Source organism: Parageobacillus sp. KH3-4 (assembly GCF_022846435.1).
GTDB lineage: Bacteria > Bacillota > Bacilli > Bacillales > Anoxybacillaceae > Parageobacillus > Parageobacillus thermoglucosidasius_A.
The window spans coordinates 1880040-1895227 of sequence record NZ_AP025627.1 but is presented as its reverse complement, the minus strand read 5'-3'; the positions used below and the strand labels follow the sequence as shown (position 1 = coordinate 1895227).

13 protein-coding genes, 2 pseudogenes and 1 CRISPR repeat array are annotated in these 15188 nt (G+C 35.1%); of the genes and pseudogenes, 10 read left to right on the top strand and 5 right to left on the bottom strand.

Annotated features, from left to right (window positions below):
• Positions 1-296: 296 nt before the first annotated feature.
• A complete protein-coding gene (locus tag MWM02_RS09760; protein ID WP_064550516.1) occupies positions 297-1262 on the bottom strand; it encodes an anti sigma factor C-terminal domain-containing protein in 966 nt (321 codons plus the stop codon).
• A complete protein-coding gene (locus MWM02_RS09755) occupies positions 1246-1758 on the bottom strand; it encodes an RNA polymerase sigma factor (RefSeq protein ID WP_064550515.1) in 513 nt (170 codons plus the stop codon). Before MWM02_RS09755 ends, MWM02_RS09760 begins: the two co-directional genes overlap by 17 nt.
• Before the next feature lie 221 nt (positions 1759-1979).
• On the opposite strand from MWM02_RS09755, the gene MWM02_RS09750 reads away from it, so the two are divergent.
• The 8 genes and pseudogenes from MWM02_RS09750 to MWM02_RS09715 all read left to right on the top strand — a co-directional run.
• Positions 1980-2738: a phospholipase A2 family protein gene (locus MWM02_RS09750; RefSeq protein ID WP_064550514.1), complete on the top strand. Its 759-nt coding sequence runs from the start codon at positions 1980-1982 to the stop codon at positions 2736-2738.
• A gap of 338 nt (positions 2739-3076) precedes the next feature.
• Entirely contained in the window at positions 3077-3457 is a 381-nt protein-coding gene (locus MWM02_RS09745) for a hypothetical protein (protein ID WP_064550513.1), read from the top strand.
• Positions 3458-3708: 251 nt separating this feature from the next.
• Positions 3709-5550, top strand: a complete 1842-nt coding sequence (locus MWM02_RS09740; protein ID WP_244403567.1) for a hypothetical protein — start codon at positions 3709-3711, stop codon at positions 5548-5550.
• Positions 5547-6401: an ABC transporter ATP-binding protein gene (locus tag MWM02_RS09735; protein ID WP_064550511.1), complete on the top strand. Its 855-nt coding sequence runs from the start codon at positions 5547-5549 to the stop codon at positions 6399-6401. The genes MWM02_RS09740 and MWM02_RS09735 overlap by 4 nt, the downstream gene beginning before the upstream one ends.
• Complete coding sequence (locus MWM02_RS09730) at positions 6398-7012, top strand: hypothetical protein (RefSeq protein WP_064550510.1); 615 nt, start codon at positions 6398-6400, stop codon at positions 7010-7012. The genes MWM02_RS09735 and MWM02_RS09730 overlap by 4 nt, the downstream gene beginning before the upstream one ends.
• Before the next feature lie 218 nt (positions 7013-7230).
• Complete coding sequence (locus tag MWM02_RS09725) at positions 7231-7590, top strand: hypothetical protein (RefSeq protein WP_244403566.1); 360 nt, start codon at positions 7231-7233, stop codon at positions 7588-7590.
• Between the two features lie 307 nt (positions 7591-7897).
• Positions 7898-8137 (top strand): annotated as a pseudogene (locus tag MWM02_RS09720) (RsfA family transcriptional regulator); the annotation flags it as partial.
• A gap of 160 nt (positions 8138-8297) precedes the next feature.
• A pseudogene (locus tag MWM02_RS09715) lies at positions 8298-8593 on the top strand (tyrosine-type recombinase/integrase); the annotation flags it as partial.
• A 737-nt stretch (positions 8594-9330) separates the two neighbouring features.
• A CRISPR array of direct repeats spans positions 9331-9690; the repeat unit is 30 nt; unit sequence GTTTTTATCTTACCTATGAGGAATTGAAAC.
• A gap of 51 nt (positions 9691-9741) precedes the next feature.
• Here MWM02_RS09715 and MWM02_RS09710 read toward each other — a convergent pair.
• From MWM02_RS09710 to MWM02_RS09700, 3 genes are all read right to left on the bottom strand, one after another.
• On the bottom strand, positions 9742-10011 hold the full coding sequence (locus MWM02_RS09710; RefSeq protein WP_244403565.1) for a hypothetical protein: 270 nt from the start codon (positions 10009-10011) through the stop codon (positions 9742-9744).
• 147 nt (positions 10012-10158) lie between these two features.
• Positions 10159-10416 carry a hypothetical protein gene (locus tag MWM02_RS09705; protein WP_064550507.1) on the bottom strand — a complete coding sequence of 86 codons (258 nt, stop codon included), beginning with the start codon at positions 10414-10416 and terminating at the stop codon, positions 10159-10161.
• Between the two features lie 139 nt (positions 10417-10555).
• Positions 10556-11290 carry a DUF6426 family protein gene (locus MWM02_RS09700; RefSeq protein ID WP_090949097.1) on the bottom strand — a complete coding sequence of 245 codons (735 nt, stop codon included), beginning with the start codon at positions 11288-11290 and terminating at the stop codon, positions 10556-10558.
• A 1378-nt stretch (positions 11291-12668) separates the two neighbouring features.
• On the opposite strand from MWM02_RS09700, the gene MWM02_RS09695 reads away from it, so the two are divergent.
• Positions 12669-13868, top strand: coding sequence for a CRISPR-associated protein (locus MWM02_RS09695; RefSeq protein ID WP_064550506.1), 1200 nt, complete (start codon positions 12669-12671; stop codon positions 13866-13868).
• A gap of 5 nt (positions 13869-13873) precedes the next feature.
• Entirely contained in the window at positions 13874-15187 is a 1314-nt protein-coding gene (gene csx2, locus MWM02_RS09690) for a TIGR02221 family CRISPR-associated protein (protein ID WP_244403564.1), read from the top strand.
• The last annotated feature ends 1 nt before the right edge of the window (position 15188 follow it).

The following is a 15188-nucleotide window of genomic DNA, read 5'->3' as shown; positions in this document are numbered from 1 at the left end:
TATGGCTTTAACGGGCTGACTGTTTTTTCTTGTGAGAAGGCCCTTAATCAAAAAAATACCCTCATTTATAAAGGTTGATATACCAAAGATAACTCCGGCTACTCCTGCTCCAATTCCCTCTCCTGATTGTGTTCCAATAATATAAATGGTTATGGTCGTTACTGTGGGGAAACACAAAAGCATGACGATTAGGTCAGAAGCTATCCAATGGCTGCGTATAGTACCAGAAAAATATTAAGAAATAGGAGAAAGAGGAGCATAACAAATAATGACATGGATAACACGCTTCATTTCATTTAATATCGATCAACAGTGACTCCTAGGGAAGCGGCTCGAACAAAAGGCACGTTATTAAATTTTCTGATTTCGCTAGGAGTTCCGGTGATTACTACACCTATAATTTCAAGGTTTTCGGCTGACAATTTCTCTTTGTTGTTATGCGTAATATTTTGAATGATTTTATCGGCTACATCTTTATAAGAACTGTTCCGTTTAAGTTCCTTTAGGTTACGGATGAAGTATTCTGCTCCCCATTTGCTCTCTGGTTGATTGATGTAATGAAAACCAATTGCATCATCACCAATGATAGTAAAATCTTTTCCTGTTTCTTTAATGAAGTTGTTATAATTTTTTATGTCTGATTCGCTATAAGTATTAACCCAAAACCAAGAGATATTTTTATTGAATATTTTTTGGACATCCGTTACTTTATAGCCTTTATCAAAGGAAAGAGCTAATTCTACTACTTTATCATCGTCCATTTTGGAAACAATGCTTCTATCATCAAATAAAGAAGAGTTGACGTTTGGATGAATAAATTCAATGACTCTTTCTCCATTAAAGTACATCGGAATTCTTTTTTGATCTACATTTCCGGTTCCACTTGCACCTTCTGAAATGATAATTTTTGACTGGCCGAAGATGGAATACACTTTCTCTACAGGCACCCAGGGTACAGGAATGCCATTTACTTTTTTGACAAACTCTGTTTTTGAAATTGCTGAAAACAACGAATAATTAATACTTGTTCCTTGTTCCTCTATATTGGCACCGTGGATATTGTGCCATATTGCATCATTTCTCACTTCTTCATTAACCTTATTTATCATAATGGAGTTACCAATAAAGTAAGTAGCTGTTACGACAATTATGCTTATAATTAGAGATATAATAACAATCCTTAAAACAGAATTTCGTTTTGCCTTTTTAACCAATTTCCGAAAATCTGGATCTTTCGGAAGAAATTCATTCTCTTCGTTCATTTTGATGCCTCCTGTATTCCTCTATGAATTGTTTTCGTGCTCTGTGAATGATAGTTTTGACGGAATCTACTTTCATATCATACAAAGCCGCAATTTCTGTTAGTTTTAAGCCTATGCTGTATTTTAAAATTAGAAATTGTGCATATTTTGGTTTGAGTCGGTCTAAAAGGATATAAATGTCTTTTTCTAATTCTTTTTGAAGGACTGCTTTTTCAGGGGTGAATTCCTCAAATAACTCTTTGTAGTTGAATTTCAATGAAATATTTTTTTGTCTATTACGTTTACGGCATAAATCGTAATATTGATTAACTGATACACGAAAAAGCCAACGTTCTACATTTTCAATATTTACGGAGTCTATATAAGTTAAAAATTTGTAAGCCGTTTCTTGGGTAATATCCTCAGCATCCTGGAGACTTGCTCCCATCTTTAAAAGATAGGCCTTTACTCGCTCCAATTGTTCATGTAATTTCTTCCCTAATTCGAAATCATTCATGTAAAACCTCCCACTGATAAGACGTTTATGTATGTAAAAGGTAAACAGGAAATAAATAAAATTCATCTATTTACATTATATAGGGGGAATTATATGCATGTGGTTTAATTTTTAAATCATGTACATTTATAAATTTTTTATTTATTAGGTTGTAACTTTACCTCTTTGTTTTTCTATATATAGTGTCAGCTGACACAAGAAAAAACAAGGAGGGTGCCAAAATGCAGGTAGTTGGTAATTATTTAAACAAAGCAGAGATTAAAGAACTAATTTCTACTTTCAAAAACAAACCTAAATTTCAAAATCTTATCCGTGAAATGAAGCATCAAGAAAATTTCGATTTCAATGAGGATACAGTTGAGGTGATCCAAGCTCTGAAGTTTGACGTAGCAAAAGGTAATGATGTTATCTCTGCTAAATCTTTATATCTAAAGGTAAACGACAATGTAAAAATCAAATATCTTATCCGTAATCTGAATGGCGAGAAAGAAACAACAAACGACTTTTTTATTGGAAGTATCACTCGCAATAGTGATGATGAAGAAGGGTTTACGATAACCCACTTCAAGGCCAGACATGACACATTTATCTCTTCATTTGAAACTCGATTGACTGAAGAGGCAATTAAAGCGGCTGCTGAAGTTGACGCTCAGGCAAGTGAGGAATTCCCTATTGATGAAAATTACTATCCAGGGATGTTGCTAGATCAAGTTGACTCCGAAGGGTTTCTTGATGGTTGTTTGCCCGGAGGATATATCTGGTGCGGTATGAAGTGTGGAGGTTCCGTTGCTTGCACATCTTCAAAATACGGTATTAATGAGTTAGATAATTGCTGTAAGTCGCATGACTGCTGTTATGCAAGAAATAACGTTGACTATCCAAATTGCTATTGTGACCAAAGACTATGTGATTGCGCACAAGCTGCTCCGTTTTATGGTATGACACCAGTTGTTGAAGCAATTTTTTGTTTCGTCTGCTAAACCGTTAGTTAGTAGATAAAAAATGAGTAATGAATCAATTCTTTGATTCATTACTCAACTTAAAAAATAAGAGAAACCTATGATGAATACCTTAACATCATCTAAGAAAAATTAAAAAAATATACATGGCATCAGATGATTGCGCCCCATGAGGTAGCTGGCCTGAAACTGTCTCCCTTGAACCAAGTAACTATTATGCACATGGGTCTATCCCGATTTGCGGTAAGCGGAAAAGTAAGTGCAATCGGCTAACAAATAAAATTAAATAACCTAAAAGTAGCTTCTTTTTACAATTAAAGTAATATAAAACCATTTAAAAATAATAGGAGGTAAATATTATGAGTCTAGCCACAAGTAAATCAAATATTAAGGCAATCTTCCTGATTATCAGTATGCTGTTTATGGCAATTTTGGCTACTACTGCACAAGCAGCTACTTCAACAGCTATTTTATCGTACGAGTCTAGCAAAAGTGGACCTAATATCCCTGTTCATGACGGAGGTGTAAGCTTTAGTTCTTTTAATGAAAGTAGATCTGTGGATCGCTTAGAAGCTAGTATTAGAAAATCATTGGCAGTTCTGCCGGATCCGTATGCATATTTCCGTATAGACCCACCGGGTACTGGTGTTTCCACGTGGGTTTCTCTTGAGCCTTCTTCCTACTACGCTTATGCGTATTCACCAAGTAAAATCTACGCAAGAGTAAGTATTTCTAATTAAAAAAAGAAAGTAATGAACCGTTAAGATTTCTTAATGGTTCATTACTTTTTAATTGAGGTGGGATAATGAGGATATTTAAGATTTTATCAATCCTAACTATAAAGTCACACAAATATTTACTTATACTTGGATTAGTCAGCTTATATATTTATTCGGTTTTTTTATTGTACAGCATTTTGTTTAAACTAAAAGATGCAGGTAATGCTTTGCAGTTATCAAGCTTTTTAATACAATCAGGGATGCTGTTTTTTATGCTTTTAGGCTTTCAAATAGCAAGGAAGAATTCAGGAGCGATGGTTCTATATAAAACTATAAAAGGCGGTATTATTAAAGTACTTATTTTAAATATTGTATTACTACTCTTAATTATTACGGTCTTTGTTTTCTCATTAATTATTATCACAAATTTGTATTACTTTCATTTGAATCCATCAAATCATTTTTATTTTGAGAGTAGCGCCTTTCTGATAAATAATCTGTTATTACCGTATTTTATAGCGGGATTAATCGGATACATCGTTGGTGCTAATTCACGAAGTACCTTTTCATATGCTTACTTAATACTCATATGGGCATTATTATCACCTACAAACCAGAACTTCGTGAATAATCTCTTGTCCAACGCTCAGTTAACAGAGGGATTTTCGTTATTGCATAACTTGAATCTTGGTGTACAAGATATGAATGCGCCTTATCAACCTTTCTATGGTTTTCAGTTATATTGGGCAAAGAAAGTGATATATATATTGATTTTGTTAGGGATCTGTTTCCTTTCTATATTTGCAGCGACTAAACGAAGATTACAGCGGATTAATATTGCATCGCTTTTGTTTACTTTGGTTATTTTTAGTCTAATACCTTATTCATCTAATAATATTAATTATCTAGATGGATACCTAGACGAATATGATTTTTATGAAAAACAACATAAGATTCCAGATAAGGATTTATTTGATTATAAAATTGAAAGCTTTAAGGTAGCAGTAAAGAATTACGAAAAATTTTCTGTGGATCTTGAAATGGAAGTTAACAATATAAAGACATCTAAAATTGCTTTCACTTTGTATAAAGGCTTTCGAATAACTAAAATTAATGATTCTAATGGTATAAATCTTCGATTCGAACAGATGGGTGACTTTACAATCGTTAACTTACCATTAAACTTTATAGAACGCACCATAACACTTAATATTCAATATACTGGCAATGGCACACTTGCAAATCCGGCCACACAGAATAAGGTGTTTTTGCCTTCTGATTTTAGTTGGATACCTGCCAATAAAATGACTCCTACTCACTTTGTTTTCAATGAACACGTTATACCAAATAAACTTAGTAATCCAGAACCGATTAAATTTAAATTAACATACGAGGGAAAAGAAAAGCTGGACTATGTAAATTTAAAACAAATAGATGGTTCAGTTTATGAAGGAGAAGCGACTGGACTAACATTAATCGGGGGAGATTTAACGCAAAGAAAAAAGGATGATCATAACATTTATTACCCGAAATCTTGGTTTAGTTATGAAAATGAATTAGATAAATATCTTTTAGAATTTGAAAAGATGATAAGTAATTACAACAATCTCTTCAAAACAAATTATAAGCTTCCAAAAAACATCGTTCTGCTGCCTAGTATGGCTATAAATGATTCATATATCTTTACCTTCACATCGAGCACGAAAGAACAATTAATTATCCAATTGGACCCAGTGAAACTAACGAAGAAACGACCATTAAATACAACTATTCCATATCAGATGGTATTTGCCTTTAACAACAATAAGAATTTTAAGGGACCTGAACAATTTGCAAATTGGTTAGTCTTTAATAGTTTTTTAGGTGCGAACTTAGATAACGACTTTAAAAACAAATCTTCTTTTATATTCAAACAATATCAGCAATTAGTTGCTGAACCTTATATCAGTGAAAAAGATAAACCAATTTATAATAAATTGCTGGAATACAATAATACAAAACTACCTAATGAATTTCTGATCAAATGGAAGTCACTTTTAGAGGATGACGAAGAAAATGACTGGGAACAACTTGAGGAGTTGTTAAAAACAACACAAATGGAGGTAATACAATGATAACAATAAAAAATTTGTCAAAAACCATTAGAGGAAATAAGATACTAGATAATTTAAACCTACAGCTAAAAGGAATTACAGGGATAATTGGGCCAAATGGTGCTGGTAAATCCACATTAATGAGAATAATTGCTTCCGTGGAAAAAGGCGATAAGGGGAGCGAAATTATTTTCGATAAAACAAATAATGAGCAAATACGGATAGGATATCTGCCTCAAAATTTTTCTATTTATCCTAATTTAACAGTTTATGAAGTATTGAAACTACTCGCTACTTTGAAAGGTAATTTTGATTCTGCTCATATAGAACATCTAATCGAATTACTTAATCTCGATAATTATAAGAATAAAAAGATGAAGGAATTATCTGGTGGAACGCATCGAAGGGTAGGGATAGCTCAAGCCCTTCTAAATAAGCCTAATTATTTAATTATAGATGAGCCAACTGCTGGATTAGATATAATAGAATGTATTAAATTGCGAAATATTCTTTTAACTATAAGTGAGAAGGTGGAGGATATAATTATTTCTTCTCATTTGCCTGAAGACATTGAATATATTTGTAACCATATTGTAGTAATTGAAAAAGGGCAAAAAAGGTTCGAAGGTAGCTTAAGCGAAATGATACAACGCTCAGAAAATCTTTCCTATGAAGCCACTATAGAATTGAATGATTTACAAAAATTAAATGCTATAGGGGAAATAGTAAAAATAGATAAAATATCTAATAGGTTAGTAAAAGTAAAATTCATTACAAGAAAACCTATTGCGGATCATCAATTATATAAACCAGTTCAACCTGGATTTTTAGGCAGCTATGTATCTCTACTAAAAGGAGAGGTAGTATTATGATAAATTTACTCCAACTAAAAAGTAAAACATTAGGATGGGTGCTATATGTACCGTTGGTCATTCTTATTGTAATGTTATTTTTGATTTTTGGAATTCCCAATAACAATGTTAATGTAGTAATAGTGTTACTTCAGTTAACGTTCATTCCGCTTGCATGTATTTGGGCGTTATATCTGTTTTATGATTTATTTGGAACAGGGAATTTTCAGCATATGTGGCTTTATTATAAAGGAAATATAGAAAAGATATTAATTATGTTTTTTGTTATTTTATTTATTCCCTTATTATCTCTAATCATAGCGATTGAATTTAGATTTGATGAATTTAAGGCTTTACCAACCTTAATGCTATTACTTACACAATGTTTAATCAGTGTTGTTGTTTCATTAATTTTATTTGCTGTTTTTGGTGACGTAAGCATTCCAATTACATTGATTTTTCTCTATATTTCAGCAGAATTAGCCACTTTTGGCTCGAGTAAATATTTATATCATATATTCTTTCTCAATTTACAAGAAAGTTTGAACTTTACCAATATCATCGATCTTGCATTACTAAATTTACTGTTTGGTTTAATTGGGTATAAAATCTTTAAACTTTTAATCACTTAAGATTCACAAATGAGAATAAATAAAAACACTCAGAAGTTTTAGTCATCTGAGTGTTTTTATTTATGTAAGAAAGTACTCTTGGACCGATAGAACTATTAATTCAATACACACTCTTTATAAATTGGTTGTAGTTATACGGTTTTCTTCTTCTTTATATGGTGTAGCTGTTAAGTTCTTATCAGCTGAAAAAAATTTAATTAAAAAAGGAGGAAGCCAAAATGACACAAGAAAATCAAAGTCACCAAAACACAACAAACGAGTTAGAGAACAATGAAGGAGTAGAAACTCAAGCAAGTGTATCAGTCACTCTTCCCCTTGCTGCTGGATTAGCTGATTCTCCAAAGATTGATATTTTGACTGGTAAAGCAAGAGTTACTGCAAGTCATACAAGTGGATATAGTCCAATGGTCATACGAATTATGGAAACCACATTTATTGATGATGTTGTTAAAAGTTGGACCATTGATCCGGGGACATCACTTTACGCCGAAGTAACTATACCGAAAGATACCTATTATCTACGGCTAATGAGTCATGATGGTGGTGCAGGTGGAAAGGGAACTTTAGGACCTGCCTAGATTGTTTTTTGCATTTGTAATTTAAAATCAAATCCGCTTAGTCCTTATAAGGATTAAGCGTTTTTTTCTCTTCAATAATTTTTTAACGGACAGGTTGTATTTATGATGATTATTGCATCCAGTCGCTCTATAAAAACTTATGGCATACCTAAATAAACAGATTGATGTTAAAGAAGATTATGGGAATCGGAAGAACATGAATAGGCGGTGCGTACCTTTTTATAGAAATCATAATATTTCTCTCTTCTATCTATGTTTTCTACTAGCTGCATACATATAGTGAAAAAATAACTGGAGATTAGAATCTATGACGAGCGTACGCCAAGATGCATGGAAGCAAGACGAAGATTTGATGTTGGCAGAAGTTGTATTGCGCTATATTCGCGAAGGGGGAGCTCAGCTCGCCGCATTGAGGAAGTAGGGCTGCCTATCGCGAACGCCGGCATCCTGCGGATTTCGCTGGAATTCATACGTGCGGAAGCAATACAAAGAAGCGATTGAATTAGCGAAAAGGCAGCGGAAGGAAAAGAAAAAGGAAGTGGGTATGAGTAAATATCAACCGTTAAACGACCATCTAACTGAACTGAAGGGTGATTTTGTAAGTCTATCATTTTCGGAAATCGAAATAATTATTTCTGATTAGCTACCAAATTCAGCATTTAAATATCGAGCATGGTGGACCAATAATAAAGCGCATGTTCAAACGAAGAAAAAAGCCGCATGTCGCTCAATCACCATACGTATTTTACAGCCAGCGCTCGCTGAAGTTTTCGGTCTGGGGCATTCAGCGAATGATCGAAAGCTATAGTTTGCCAAATAAAAAACTTACGCCCCATATGTTCTGGCATACATTTCGTAAGTGGATGTTAAAAGCCACAAAAATGACATTAAAAAAGTTCAAAGGCTCGCTGGGGTTACAGCAATATTCGCCACGGCGTCCCGCTGCTTAAAAGACAGCTATAGTAATCTTGTCGATGTCGCGGAGGCGTTGCCGAAGTTCTAACAAAGTTTGTTGTGCGTAGGCGTCGCTGATAACGATTCGGATAGTTCAAGTACGGCTGGGGCGTGATTTTGCTGAACGAATGGCTGCGATAATTGAACAAATACGTACAAAAAAGACCGATTTTGGCATTTTATAAAAAATATAGTAGATGATAAATAATTGTTAAAAATTTCATAATGATGTGATGTAAAAATAATCAGTATTGTAAACACTCTCAAATATTAACATATATGAGAGCGTGACAACAGGCGCGCCACAATGCCGCTTCGGGCACTATCACATGTTACTATTATAATGCAACAGACAAAACAGCAGGGAAATAGACAACGACAGCAGAAACGGCAAACCATAAAACAGATAGCAATAAATGAACCAGAATAATGACTAACGATGACATGCCCAGAAACAGCTTATCGCCAGCACTCAGCCGTTTGTTTTATAGACATGCTAGGGGGACGTAGGAGGTGTCTGCGGTCGGTCTTTCCTTGCCTATGGATACTCAGTTGGTTAAAAAATCTCAAATCAACAAATAGATGTTTGAATTCATTGAATAGCAACATATATTTTTGTCGTCGATCTCTAATAGCGCACAAACCCCAGGGGATCGACGACATATTTATTTTCCTAATTTTCTCCTACAGCTATCAGCACTTTTTCCATATTGACGCAATTTTCAAACTGGCGTATACTGTACATATCTATTATTCACTGTCCTTGATATATTAGCATTTGTTGGGGTTTTTATCTTACCTATGAGGAATTGAAACGCGATTTTCAGCAGTGATTCACCACGCGCCACACCTTGTTTTTATCTTACCTATGAGGAATTGAAACTCCAGGTGATCATAAACATCGTCTGGCATCAAATTCGTTTTTATCTTACCTATGAGGAATTGAAACTTCACAATAAATTCTTTGCTCCGTTGGATGACTTCTGTTTTTATCTTACCTATGAGGAATTGAAACCGAGTTGATTCATATATGAGCATTTTTGACCGTACAGTTTTTATCTTACCTATGAGGAATTGAAACAAATAATAACTAGCGTTATGGGCTTCCGTATATTCGTTTTTATCTTACCTATGAGGAATTGAAACATCGTTCAAACATGTCTCTAAAATAGATAAAGTCGCCGTTTTTATCGTTATTTACATTTTGTGGTAACATTCTGGACATAACAGGTTTTCTCTAGTATAATCATCAATTGTCCATAATAAATATTTGGCAATCAATTGAGCAAAAGGTTTTTCTTTAAACCGTGTTTTTAAAACATAAATCTTGTCAGATAAAACTCCTAACTTTTCTGTAGCATCAAGCCTATCGAAAAGTTTGGAGTTCATATGAAACTCAAAAATCACAGTGGCTACCCTTTGAGCTTTTCGTTCCTGCAATAAAGCCATGTTGCTTATATAGCTCAAAAGCACCCCCCTTAGAAAAGCTAAAGCTTAAATTTCTTTATATTATACTTTTGAAAAATGTTTTTTATAAAAAAAGGAGTTGGATCATCATCTTCCAACTCCCCATTTTATGGTGTTACAATCTGAACGTAATTTTTCTTTTCCATCCTATTTGTTGCCATTCTTGTTGAGAATGGAAAATAAACCTGTAAATAAGAAAATTGATCCTATCACTCTATAAGAGTCTATATACCCTTCTAACATTTGCAAATATTTCTGAGAATCCTCACTACCACCTACTGACCGAAGCCATGATGAAGTTGAAATACTCCCTAATCTAGGACTGTTTAAAATTAAAAACAATCCAATTACAGCAACTATTAATGAAATAAACCTCATTTTGTTCGGGTCTTTTAAAAAATTCATTTTACTCCTTCCTCCTTTTTGTTCATATAAACAATACAAGATAAATTAATTATATTAAAGTTTATACCAAATTAACCACAAAAAAACAGAAGTAAGTTTCATATAGAAACTTACTCCAATAAAAATTCTTTATAAATTATCATTCATAGTAATAAAAGCATACTCCGATTGGTTTGGAAGCATTTCCATATCCCGCTTTATAATCACTTCCAATAATCGGATCATACCAAACGTCAAAATTATAAGTTTGGTAATACGGTCTAGCGACTATGGTATATGTTTTCCCTGATGGAACTTTAATTTGATAAGTATCCGAAACCTCGTAAGAACTTGTTACACTAAAACCTAATCCTGCTGAAACCGTTGAAGCACTTATATTTGTGTTAGATGACCATGTAGCAGAAACATTTTCTTTCACAGTCAATGTAGCAGTTGATGGTCCCTTAAAAGTAGATTGTCTTATTATTGAAACACCGCATGCTTCACCAGTATGAATGTTTTTTAAATAGTAACCAGTTGCCCACTGCGGAGTCACTACAGAATTATTTTTCGAAAGAGATAAGTTTTTTGTTTGAGTGTATGCCACTGAAACACCAACTAGTTTTTTCCCGTCTTGCTCAGGAATAGAAGCTTCTAATTCTTTAAGCACTTCTGGATCCGTTATTTCAACTACCATGTTTCCATTTTGGGATTTAATAACTTTAGATTCTTTAGCTTCATCTAAAGCTTTACTCAATGTCGCATTTGCTTCATTACTTAATAAGCACCCAGTATTTGAATTCTCATTTTCTGCGGAAGCGATGATGCTACCTCCCAATAACAAACCAAAAGTTAGTGAAAAAGCAAGTATCGATTTTAGAAATTTTTTAGTCATTGTTGATTTCCTCCTTACAAAAATCATACTCCCCCAAAGCAGAACAGCCAATAAGATCCGCTAATCATTTCTAAATAAAACAGTGTTTTACCAGTATTCCATCAATCCCCCTATTAACCTTTATTTTACAATTAGATTATATTTTGTTCTTACTATAATTGTCAATAAATATTCCTAATTTTTTAAAAATATTTTAAAAATTTGTCATAATAGTTCTTATCATCATCTTTTTATCTAATAAAAAAAACTTCCCGTTTTTCCTAGGGAAATTTTTTTAGGGCAGTAGTTCTTTTTCTTTACCAAAAAATTTTAAAAAATTGATAGAAGATTGTTCCATAAAGGACTATAATACCTATACTGGAAATGAAATATATCGATAGAGAAATCTTTCTACTCACTGGATTAACCGTTCGCTTGGCAAATTCCACTAGACTAAAAGCAAGCATTATGGCAAAAATAAAAAACAATGCAAACCAAGTGTAAATAAAATTAATAGACAAATTACCACTCCTTTCAGGAGGTGGTTGTTTTTTGCAAGGAAAAAGTGCAGAGTATTGCAGTATATAAATTCGTTTATATTGCATAAAAATTCAATCCGAATTCTCGCTATTGAGGGCTTGACATGGAGCCTCTGCAGCCATGATTCTTTTGCCAAGCGGCCAGCTGTAACAGATTTGACAAACCCAAACAGGTTATCATGACTGCCCCTCCATGTAAAGCCCCTCTGCATAACCATTTGCATAAAAATTTTGCACATCTCTGCACTTTAATTTTGCAATAAACAATGCTTCATCGTTTTTATCTTACCTATAAGGAATTGAAACTCATAAGCTAGGAAGTGGACGAAACCATTGAAATGTTTTTATCTTACCTATGGGGATCGAAATATAATTTCTCGGATAGTTTTTTGACTTCTATTATGAATTCGTTTGTATCGTACCTATAAGGAATAAACCCCAATTGATTCAATTGTATTCATTTGCGCAAAATATAGTTTTTATCTTACCTATGAGGAATTGAAACTGACCATCCAAGATGCATGCTCACTCAACACTCTGTGTTTGCATCTTAACTACGAGAAATAAATTCTGTACAGGAAGCACATTAAAGGTTGCATGTACGTAACTGTAATGATATTTAATCATTACGTCTTTATTAGAGCATATGGAACCGATAGTGTGAAAGCCCCATAATTATGGGGTTTTTTTAGTTTTGTTGTAAATTTTTGTTGATATATGCAGAAAAAATTAGTTAAAATTTGGATAGGAAATTGGAAGTAGTAGAAAGGTGGTGCGCCGCTGGAAATCATGTTTCTGCTGTTGATAGTTTCCTAGAGTTTCTTAATCAACAGCGGTGATGATGTAATTGCGGAACGGAAATGTATCAACATATCGTCATTACGTGCGGTGTTTCCTTATTGACTGGCAGAGCGAATGTTTTTTCGATAAACCGTGATGAAACGATGGCGGAAATACGACTGCTATTAGATGAAAAAGAAATCAATGAGGAGATGGAAAAGAAGATCGAGTGTTGGCTTCAGTACGCTAAGCAATTCGCGCATGAAGTAGAGCATCGGCCTAACCGTGTTTCCGCCGAATACTCGACGGTGCATGAGCTCCGCAAAAAAGGAAAACTGGCCGAGCGGCCGACGATCGTCCTTTTTGTGACGCAAACAGTAGGAGGTCGGATCGTAGAATCCATTTTAACGAGTCTATTGGAAATGCATTTTCAAGCCAATGTCCGTGTGATATACGTAGACATTGACGTAAAAAATCCAAAACGCATGCAAGAAACGTTAGGAGAATACATGTCGAAACTTAGTTACGCCCTTTCCCAAGGGGAACCAACATCGACATGTTTTGCGCCTATCGGCGGATATAAAGTGATGACGTCACTCGGTTATATTGTTGGCGCGTTTTTAAATTATCCGACTGCTTATTTACATGAAGACCATCAAGTTCTTCATGAAATTCCGCCGGTTCCGATTCATATCAAAGAGGAATTCGTTTATGAGCATTTAGATTTGCTTCGGAAATGTCAAAAAGATGTGGTTCCGGTTCAGGCACTGTCTTATCAAGAAAGACAATGCGTGGAACAATACCCTTCCTTGTTCTATCAGGAAGACGGTTTCGTTTGCTTAAGCGCTTTTGGAGAGTTTTTGCTAGAACAAGAGAAATATAGACATTTATTTGATACCGCTTATTTTGTGTCGAAACAAATTGCGGATGTCTTGGAGCACAATCGCCATCAATCATTATTTATTTTTCAGCAGCTTCACGAGCTTGTGAAAAAGCTGAAATATAAAGAGGGAAATGTGTCTGATTTACAACATGAAAAGGAATTTAAAACGATCCGTCAAGAACAAGTAAAATACCATTTATACAAAGGAGCAAGCAACGGACAAACCGTCTTCCGACTGGCGTACCGCTATGACGAACGGGAAGATCGGTTGTACGCTAACTACTTATGGCTTGATCATGACCGTTATGAACGTGAAGCTTCGCAAGGGCGCGGGCTTTATGAAGACTGGTCGGAATTTTTGGATATTACGAATGATTTAATGACGGTGGTGAAGTAAAACGAATGGCTCGAAATGTGCTGTTGTCTTTTCTAGGCCGCAATGATTATGAATATTGTTTTTACACATATCGCGGTCAGCGCTCCAGTTATACGCGCTTTGTGCAAACAGCCATTTACGAATTATTTCGAAATGAAGAACCAATGGATGTGATCATCTTTGCGACGAAAGAGGCAAAAGAAAGCAACTGGAATGATAAGGTTCGTGACGGGCAACAAGTGGAAGGGATCAAAACTGCTTTCCAACGGATCGCTCCAGAAGCGAACGTCAAGCTTGTTGAAATGGAAAGCGGTCAAGACGAGTCCGCCAATTGGAAGCTATTTGATTCCATTATCGCGGAAATTGGCGAAGGGGATACGATTTACTTCGATATCACCCACAGTTTCCGCTCGATTCCATTTGTGGCGTTAATTGTGTTAAATTACGCGCGTTTAGTAAAAAAAGCGACGATCGGAACACTGGCGTACGGATGGTTTGAAAAACTAGGGAGACCAAACGAAGTGAAACAGCTTTCTCCTGAACAGCGGCTAGTGCCAATTGTGGATTTGACGAATATGGCAGAATTGCTTGATTGGACAAACGGAGTCGACCAGTTTTTGCGAACGGGAGATGCTTCTCTCATTAAAGAACTGACGGAGCGCGAAAATAGAAAAGTGTTTTGCGATGCCAATGCAAGCCCGCTATTGAAACAGGAAGTGGCAGAGCTGAATAAATTAGCGAAACAGTTGGACCAAACCGGAAAGTCGATTCGTACGTGCCGAAGCCTGCAAGTGGAAGAAGAAGTGAAAAAATTCCGCCGTCAGCTTGAACAAGTCCGTCACTCACAAGCGGAGGCGATTAAACCGCTTGTTCCGTTGCTGGATGAAATGGAAAAGAAATATTTGAATTTTGGCGGCAACACGATTATCAACGGGTGGGAAGCAGCGCGCTGGTGTGTAGATAATGGACTGATTCAGTCAGCGTTAACGATGTTGTCAGAAAATGTCGTTACGGCAATCTGCCGCGCGTTTCAGCTGGAAGTCACAAATGTGATGATCCGAGATGACCTTCATTCTGTCATACGGATTATCATACGAAAAACGAAAAAAGAAGAATGGAAAGTACATAACGTTTCATTTGTCGAGGAAATGGTAGAAAAGCTGCTTCCGTATCGCGAATTGTTGAAACCGTTTGGAGAAGTGACGGAACTGCGCAATGATATGAATCATGCTGGTGTAAGAGCAAATCCGTTCACGGCAGATCGATTTGCGCAACGAGTAAAAACGGTATTAAATGCGATGAAGCCATTTTTCGAGGAAATGGCGGCACTTTCACAATGAA

Coding starts and splice junctions, on each gene's coding strand:
- MWM02_RS09760 (WP_064550516.1), bottom strand. CDS start 1,262: ATGAACGAAGAGAATGAATTTCTTCCGAAAGATCCAGATTTTCGGAAA.
- MWM02_RS09755 (WP_064550515.1), bottom strand. CDS start 1,758: ATGAATGATTTCGAATTAGGGAAGAAATTACATGAACAATTGGAGCGA.
- MWM02_RS09750 (WP_064550514.1), top strand. CDS start 1,980: ATGCAGGTAGTTGGTAATTATTTAAACAAAGCAGAGATTAAAGAACTA.
- MWM02_RS09745 (WP_064550513.1), top strand. CDS start 3,077: ATGAGTCTAGCCACAAGTAAATCAAATATTAAGGCAATCTTCCTGATT.
- MWM02_RS09740 (WP_244403567.1), top strand. CDS start 3,709: ATGCTTTTAGGCTTTCAAATAGCAAGGAAGAATTCAGGAGCGATGGTT.
- MWM02_RS09735 (WP_064550511.1), top strand. CDS start 5,547: ATGATAACAATAAAAAATTTGTCAAAAACCATTAGAGGAAATAAGATA.
- MWM02_RS09730 (WP_064550510.1), top strand. CDS start 6,398: ATGATAAATTTACTCCAACTAAAAAGTAAAACATTAGGATGGGTGCTA.
- MWM02_RS09725 (WP_244403566.1), top strand. CDS start 7,231: ATGACACAAGAAAATCAAAGTCACCAAAACACAACAAACGAGTTAGAG.
- MWM02_RS09705 (WP_064550507.1), bottom strand. CDS start 10,416: ATGAATTTTTTAAAAGACCCGAACAAAATGAGGTTTATTTCATTAATA.
- MWM02_RS09700 (WP_090949097.1), bottom strand. CDS start 11,290: ATGACTAAAAAATTTCTAAAATCGATACTTGCTTTTTCACTAACTTTT.
- MWM02_RS09695 (WP_064550506.1), top strand. CDS start 12,669: ATGTATCAACATATCGTCATTACGTGCGGTGTTTCCTTATTGACTGGC.
- csx2 (WP_244403564.1), top strand. CDS start 13,874: ATGGCTCGAAATGTGCTGTTGTCTTTTCTAGGCCGCAATGATTATGAA.